At 46.1% G+C, this 7,410-nt stretch carries 2 protein-coding genes, 2 tRNA genes and 3 rRNA genes; 1 reads left to right on the top strand and 6 read right to left on the bottom strand.

Annotated elements, in window-relative coordinates; translation table 11 throughout:
- Positions 1-481, top strand: a 481-nt coding sequence (locus ACO6VK_RS20350) for a lytic transglycosylase domain-containing protein (RefSeq protein WP_422510306.1), incomplete at its 5' end; no start/stop codon positions are given.
- Between the two features lie 56 nt (positions 482-537).
- Here ACO6VK_RS20350 and cysK read toward each other — a convergent pair.
- From cysK to ACO6VK_RS20320, 6 genes are all read right to left on the bottom strand, one after another.
- Entirely contained in the window at positions 538-1,536 is a 999-nt protein-coding gene (gene cysK, locus ACO6VK_RS20345; protein WP_250733805.1) for a cysteine synthase A, read from the bottom strand.
- Between the two features lie 122 nt (positions 1,537-1,658).
- Positions 1,659-1,773: ribosomal RNA gene (gene rrf, locus ACO6VK_RS20340) — 5S ribosomal RNA — on the bottom strand.
- Between the two features lie 187 nt (positions 1,774-1,960).
- Positions 1,961-4,851: ribosomal RNA gene (locus ACO6VK_RS20335) — 23S ribosomal RNA — on the bottom strand.
- A 352-nt stretch (positions 4,852-5,203) separates the two neighbouring features.
- Positions 5,204-5,279 (bottom strand) — tRNA-Ala (locus ACO6VK_RS20330).
- A gap of 55 nt (positions 5,280-5,334) precedes the next feature.
- Positions 5,335-5,411, bottom strand: a tRNA-Ile gene (locus ACO6VK_RS20325).
- A 59-nt stretch (positions 5,412-5,470) separates the two neighbouring features.
- A 16S ribosomal RNA gene (locus ACO6VK_RS20320) occupies positions 5,471-7,008 on the bottom strand.
- The 16S, 23S and 5S rRNA genes sit together here with 2 tRNA genes alongside, the layout of an rRNA operon.
- Positions 7,009-7,410 lie beyond the last annotated feature (402 nt).

The raw sequence follows: 7,410 nt of genomic DNA, 5'->3' as shown, positions 1-7,410 counted from the left end.
GTGTACAAGCTTAGGACCTAACAGTGGCTCATTTTCTTGGCGCTCAAATAAACTCTCATCTGGCTTACAAAAAGCTTATTCTGTTCCAGCGAGCACAGCCAATCGGCTATCTCCAATGATTATTCAAAGTGCTGACCAATATAATGTCCCCCCTCTTTTACTCGCAGCAGTCATCAGGCAAGAGTCTAGTTACAATAGTAATGCTCGCTCTCCTACTGGCGCCGTCGGTTTAACTCAAATTATTCCAAGTTATTGGCAACAAACTTGTGCGGGGAATTTATATGATGAAACCACTAATATTCAATGTGGTGCTTATATCTTAAATCACTATTATCAGTCAGCTGATAGTTGGTTCAAAGCAACAGCTTATTATAATGTGGGACCGACTGGATATGAGCGAAGCTTCTGGACACGACACAAAGCAAAAAAATATGCTCGATCTGTGAAACGTCATCAGAAAACTTTAAAAAGTGCATTATAAATTCAGATCAAATAAAAAAAGCCCATCTATTAATGGGCTTTTTTACATAGTTAATTTTATTCGTCAAATAAACCTTCAAATAAAACAGAAGATAAATAACGTTCTCCGCTATCAGGAAGAATAACAACTATTGTTTTACCAGCATTTTCAGGACGCTCTGCAATTTTAGCTGCAGCAGCCAAGGCAGCTCCACTTGAGATACCTACCAAAATACCTTCTTGAGTTGCACAGTTTCTCGCCCATTGAATTGCTTCTTCACTATTCACTAGTAAGACTTCATCAACCAAATCTAAATCAAGATTTTTTGGAATAAAGTTTGCACCAATCCCCTGAATTTTATGGGGTGCAGGCGTAATACTTTCACCATTTTTAGTTTGAGTAATAATTGGAGACTCAGCAGGTTCAACTGCTACTGAGTACAATGGCTTATTTTGGACCTGTTCAAAATAACGAGAAATACCCGTTATCGTACCTCCAGTACCTACGCCAGCAACTAAAATATCAACCTGCCCACCTGTTGCTTGCCAAATTTCTGGGCCAGTTGTGTCCACATGAATTTGTGGATTGGCTGGATTTTCAAATTGTTGTGGCAAAAAATAAACATCTGGCTGTTCAGTTGCTAATCGTACCGCTTCATCAACCGCCCCTTTCATCCCTTTCGCCGGTTCAGTTAGAACTAAATTAGCACCTAAAGCTTTTAATACTTTTCTACGTTCAAGACTCATGCTGGCTGGCATAGTCAAAGTAATTGCATAACCCTTCGCTGCCGCAACAAAAGCCAATGCAATCCCTGTATTACCACTAGTTGGTTCAACTATATGCATGCCTTCTTTCAACACACCTCTTTTTTCTGCATCTGCAATAAGTGCAGCCCCAATACGGCATTTCACAGAAAAGGCAGGATTACGACTTTCTACTTTCGCTAATACAGTTGCACCAGTTTTAATTAAACGGTTGATGCGAACTAAAGGAGTATTACCAATAGCTTCTGCATTATTTGTATAAACTGCAATACCTAAATTATTGGGTGTTGGGAATTGTTGATCGGTAGACATGTTATATCCTTATTAGATTTAATATGAATTTCTTCCATTATAATCATATAAAGAATTGACGATACAAATTCTCCAATAAAAAAACACCCCCATTCGTTAGAACGGGGGTGTTTAGAATAATGAGCTGGCGATGACTTACTCTCACATGGGTAACCCCACACTACCATCAGCGCTAAGAGGTTTCACTTCTGAGTTCGGGAAGGGATCAGGTGGTTCACTCTTGCTATGGTCGCCAGCACAACTGGTATGGATACTTGCTTCGTTTTATTCACTGGGTGATACGTTGCGTTTTCCAAATCTTTACAGATGGGCTGATTGAATCTGATTTTTCGTTGTTCATTTTAGCTAAGCGTTTAACTAAATCAAGTTGCTTTGCATGTTTATGAATCGATTGATGCTTCATATACAACTGCTTGGGTGTTGTATAGTCAAGCCTCACGAGCAATTAGTATTGGTCAGCTTCACATATCACTATGCTTCCACATCCAACCTATCAACGTCCTAGTCTCGAACGGCTCTTTAGAGGAATAAATTCCTAGGGAAATCTTATCTTGAGGTAGGCTTCCCGCTTAGATGCTTTCAGCGGTTATCCCTTCCGAACATAGCTACCCGGCGATGCGACTGGCGTCACAACCGGTACACCAGAGGTTCGTCCACTCTGGTCCTCTCGTACTAGGAGCAGATCCTCTCAAATTTCCAGCGCCCACGGTAGATAGGGACCGAACTGTCTCACGACGTTCTAAACCCAGCTCGCGTACCTCTTTAAATGGCGAACAGCCATACCCTTGGGACCTGCTTCAGCCCCAGGATGAGATGAGCCGACATCGAGGTGCCAAACACCGCCGTCGATATGAACTCTTGGGCGGTATCAGCCTGTTATCCCCAGAGTACCTTTTATCCGTTGAGCGATGGCCCTTCCATACAGAACCACCGGATCACTAAGACCTACTTTCGTACCTGCTCGACTTGTGGGTCTCGCAGTTAAGCGCGCTTTTGCCTTTATACTCTACGCGTGATTTCCGACCACGCTGAGCGCACCTTCGTACTCCTCCGTTACTCTTTAGGAGGAGACCGCCCCAGTCAAACTACCCACCAGACACGGTCCTCGTCCCGGATAACGGGACAGAGTTAGAACCTCAACATTACCAGGGTGGTATTTCAAGGACGGCTCCATTGGAACTAGCGTTCCAACTTCAAAGCCTCCCACCTATCCTACACAAGTAAGGTCAAAGTTCAGTGTCAAGCTGCAGTAAAGGTTCACGGGGTCTTTCCGTCTAGCCGCGGGTACACTGCATCTTCACAGCGATTTCGATTTCACTGAGCCTCTGCTGGAGACAGCGCCGCCATCATTATGCCATTCGTGCAGGTCGGAACTTACCCGACAAGGAATTTCGCTACCTTAGGACCGTTATAGTTACGGCCGCCGTTTACTGGGGCTTCGATCAAGAGCTTCGCTTACGCTAACCCCATCAATTAACCTTCCAGCACCGGGCAGGCATCACACCCTATACGTCCACTTTCGTGTTTGCAGAGTGCTATGTTTTTAATAAACAGTTGCAGCGGCCTGGTTTCTGCGGCTGTCGTCAGCTCAGGAAGCAAGTTCCATCACCAACAACAGCGTACCTTCTCCCGAAGTTACGGTACCATTTTGCCTAGTTCCTTCAGCAGAGTTCTCTCAAGCGCCTTGGTCTACTCGACCTGACCACCTGTGTCGGTTTCGGGTACGATTCCTGTGTAACTGAAGCTTAGAGACTTTTCCTGGAAGCATGGTATCAGCCACTTCACTGTACAAGTACAGCTTGCTATCGGATCTCAGTATAGAGTACCCCGGATTTGCCTAAGATACATACCTACATCCTTCCACCTGGACAACCAACGCCAGGCTGACTTAACCTTCTCCGTCCTCTCATCGCATTACACAGAAGTATTGGAATATTAACCAATTTCCCATCGACTACGCCTTTCGGCCTCGCCTTAGGGGTCGACTCACCCAGCCCCGATTAACGTTGGACTGGAACCCTTGGTCTTTCGGCGAACGGGTTTTTCACCCGTTTTGTCGTTACTCACGTCAGCATTCGCACTTCTGATACCTCCAGCATACTTCTCAATACACCTTCATCGGCTTACAGAACGCTCCCCTACCACTTGACTAATGTCAAATCCGCAGCTTCGGCACATAGTTTTAGCCCCGTTACATCTTCCGCGCAGGCCGACTCGACTAGTGAGCTATTACGCTTTCTTTAAAGGGTGGCTGCTTCTAAGCCAACCTCCTAGCTGTCTATGCCTTCCCACATCGTTTCCCACTTAACTATGATTTTGGGGCCTTAGCTGGCGGTCTGGATTGTTTTCCTCTTGACTACGGACGTTAGCACCCGCAGTCTGTCTCCCGGATAGTACTCATAGGTATTCGGAGTTTGCATCGGTTTGGTAAGTCGGGATGACCCCCTAGCCGAAACAGTGCTCTACCCCCTATGGTATTCGTCCGAGGCGCTACCTAAATAGCTTTCGGGGAGAACCAGCTATCACCAGGCTTGATTAGCCTTTCACCCCTATCCACAAGTCATCCCCTGGCTTTTCAACGACAGTGGGTTCGGTCCTCCAGTTAGTGTTACCCAACCTTCAACCTGCTCATGGATAGATCGCCTGGTTTCGGGTCTATACCCAGCAACTAAACGCCCTATTAAGACTCGATTTCTCTACGGCTCCCCTATACGGTTAACCTCGCTACTGAATATAAGTCGCTGACCCATTATACAAAAGGTACGCAGTCACACCACGAAGGTGCTCCCACTGCTTGTATGCATGCGGTTTCAGGATCTATTTCACTCCCCTCACAGGGGTTCTTTTCGCCTTTCCCTCACGGTACTGGTTCACTATCGGTCAGTCAGGAGTATTTAGCCTTGGAGGATGGTCCCCCCATATTCAGACAAGGTTTCACGTGCCTCGCCCTACTCGTCATCATTATGTGTGCCCTTTCGTGTACGGGAATATCACCCTCTACGTTCGCACTTCCCAGAGCGTTCCACTAAAACACACATAACTTAATGGGCTGATCCCCGTTCGCTCGCCGCTACTGAGGGAATCTCAATTGATTTCTTTTCCTAAGGGTACTGAGATGTTTCACTTCCCCTCGTTCGCCTTGCAACACTATGTATTCATGTTGCAATACCTACCTTAAAGTAGGTGGGTTCCCCCATTCAGAAATCTCCGGATCAAAGGATATTTGCCGCCTCCCCGGAGCTTTTCGCAGGCTATCACGTCTTTCATCGCCTCTGACTGCCAAGGCATCCACCACATGCACTTAATTACTTGACTATACAACCCCAAACAGTCGTCAACACCTACAAGTGAGTGTTGTCCGTGCGATTCTTCATCGCTACTATCTGTTGTCTGTGTACTTAAACACTGTACAGCTTCAATCTAAATTCATATACCAAAACGCTTGATTCAGTTAATTTGCTAGTTCTCAATTCATCTAGATTAATTGCTTAATCTAAACTCTTGAGTGAACAATTTATTTCAGACTCAATTTTGCCAATCTGTTAATGAATAAACATGCCTTCGTCAGGTCATGCTTAATACCGTGATACTTAAATCACAGAAGTTAATAAACCAAGATCTAAATCTCTATTTACTAATTTCTGTAATCCGAACTTCTCTTAAGTTCTGGTGGAGACTAGGAGAGTCGAACTCCTGACCTCCTGCGTGCAAAGCAGGCGCTCTACCAACTAAGCTAAGTCCCCAGCTTACATCATCAGTCATGTATCTTTTATCTATAACTTCAACCAGTCAAAGTCATGGTGGGTCTGACAAGACTTGAACTTGTGACCCCACGCTTATCAAGCGTGTGCTCTAACCAACTGAGCTACAGACCCTCAGATACATCTATGAAGAACAACTTGTTGTGGATTCTTACCAATCGTCAATCTTTCGTTAAGGAGGTGATCCAGCCGCAGGTTCCCCTACGGCTACCTTGTTACGACTTCACCCCAGTCATCGGCCACACCGTGGTAACCGCCCTCTTTGCAGTTAGGCTAGCTACTTCTGGTGCAACAAACTCCCATGGTGTGACGGGCGGTGTGTACAAGGCCCGGGAACGTATTCACCGCGGCATTCTGATCCGCGATTACTAGCGATTCCGACTTCATGGAGTCGAGTTGCAGACTCCAATCCGGACTACGATCGGCTTTTTGAGATTAGCATCCTATCGCTAGGTAGCAACCCTTTGTACCGACCATTGTAGCACGTGTGTAGCCCTGGCCGTAAGGGCCATGATGACTTGACGTCGTCCCCGCCTTCCTCCAGTTTGTCACTGGCAGTATCCTTAAAGTTCCCGACATTACTCGCTGGCAAATAAGGAAAAGGGTTGCGCTCGTTGCGGGACTTAACCCAACATCTCACGACACGAGCTGACGACAGCCATGCAGCACCTGTATGTAAGTTCCCGAAGGCACCAATCCATCTCTGGAAAGTTCTTACTATGTCAAGGCCAGGTAAGGTTCTTCGCGTTGCATCGAATTAAACCACATGCTCCACCGCTTGTGCGGGCCCCCGTCAATTCATTTGAGTTTTAGTCTTGCGACCGTACTCCCCAGGCGGTCTACTTATCGCGTTAGCTGCGCCACTAAAGCCTCAAAGGCCCCAACGGCTAGTAGACATCGTTTACGGCATGGACTACCAGGGTATCTAATCCTGTTTGCTCCCCATGCTTTCGCACCTCAGCGTCAGTGTTAGGCCAGATGGCTGCCTTCGCCATCGGTATTCCTCCAGATCTCTACGCATTTCACCGCTACACCTGGAATTCTACCATCCTCTCCCACACTCTAGCTAACCAGTATCGAATGCAATTCCCAAGTTAAGCTCGGGGATTTCACATTTGACTTAATTAGCCGCCTACGCGCGCTTTACGCCCAGTAAATCCGATTAACGCTTGCACCCTCTGTATTACCGCGGCTGCTGGCACAGAGTTAGCCGGTGCTTATTCTGCGAGTAACGTCCACTATCTCTAGGTATTAACTAAAGTAGCCTCCTCCTCGCTTAAAGTGCTTTACAACCATAAGGCCTTCTTCACACACGCGGCATGGCTGGATCAGGCTTGCGCCCATTGTCCAATATTCCCCACTGCTGCCTCCCGTAGGAGTCTGGGCCGTGTCTCAGTCCCAGTGTGGCGGATCATCCTCTCAGACCCGCTACAGATCGTCGCCTTGGTAGGCCTTTACCCCACCAACTAGCTAATCCGACTTAGGCTCATCTATTAGCGCAAGGTCCGAAGATCCCCTGCTTTCTCCCGTAGGACGTATGCGGTATTAGCATTCCTTTCGAAATGTTGTCCCCCACTAATAGGCAGATTCCTAAGCATTACTCACCCGTCCGCCGCTAAGATCAGTAGCAAGCTACCTCTCTCCGCTCGACTTGCATGTGTTAAGCCTGCCGCCAGCGTTCAATCTGAGCCATGATCAAACTCTTCAGTTAAAATCATTTTGTACCTTATTTAAAGACAAGGTACCAATTCTGGCTCATCAATTACTGACTTAAATTTCGCTCAAATAAACTTCGAGTAATTTAAACCAATCAATCAATGAAAATTATTTCGATTAATCAACCAGTAAAAATCCACACAAGTTGTTCTTCAATTCTCTTAATGATCTTCTTCCTGGTTCGTCACCAGCAAGCTAGGTCGGCTATATTACTCTTAATCTCTTAAAAGTCAACAGGTAATTTCGATATTTTTAAAACTTATCTCTCAAACCAACTTACCATCAAATTCATCACTTAAAGCAACCAATCTAATCACAAGTAACTGTTTTTCAACAAGTTTCTATCTGCATCACCGCCGATGGATGTGCATTATAGATGATTAAGATCCCTTTGCAA

This window comes from Stenotrophomonas sp. GZD-301 (assembly GCF_049310345.1).
Lineage (GTDB): Bacteria > Pseudomonadota > Gammaproteobacteria > Xanthomonadales > Xanthomonadaceae > Stenotrophomonas.
The sequence above is the reverse complement of the archived record's forward strand: the minus strand, read 5'-3'. Positions and strand labels throughout refer to the sequence as shown.

Excerpts from the sequence above, each read along its gene's own strand:
- cysK (WP_250733805.1), bottom strand. The coding sequence starts at position 1,536 with ATGTCTACCGATCAACAATTCCCAACACCCAATAATTTAGGTATTGCA.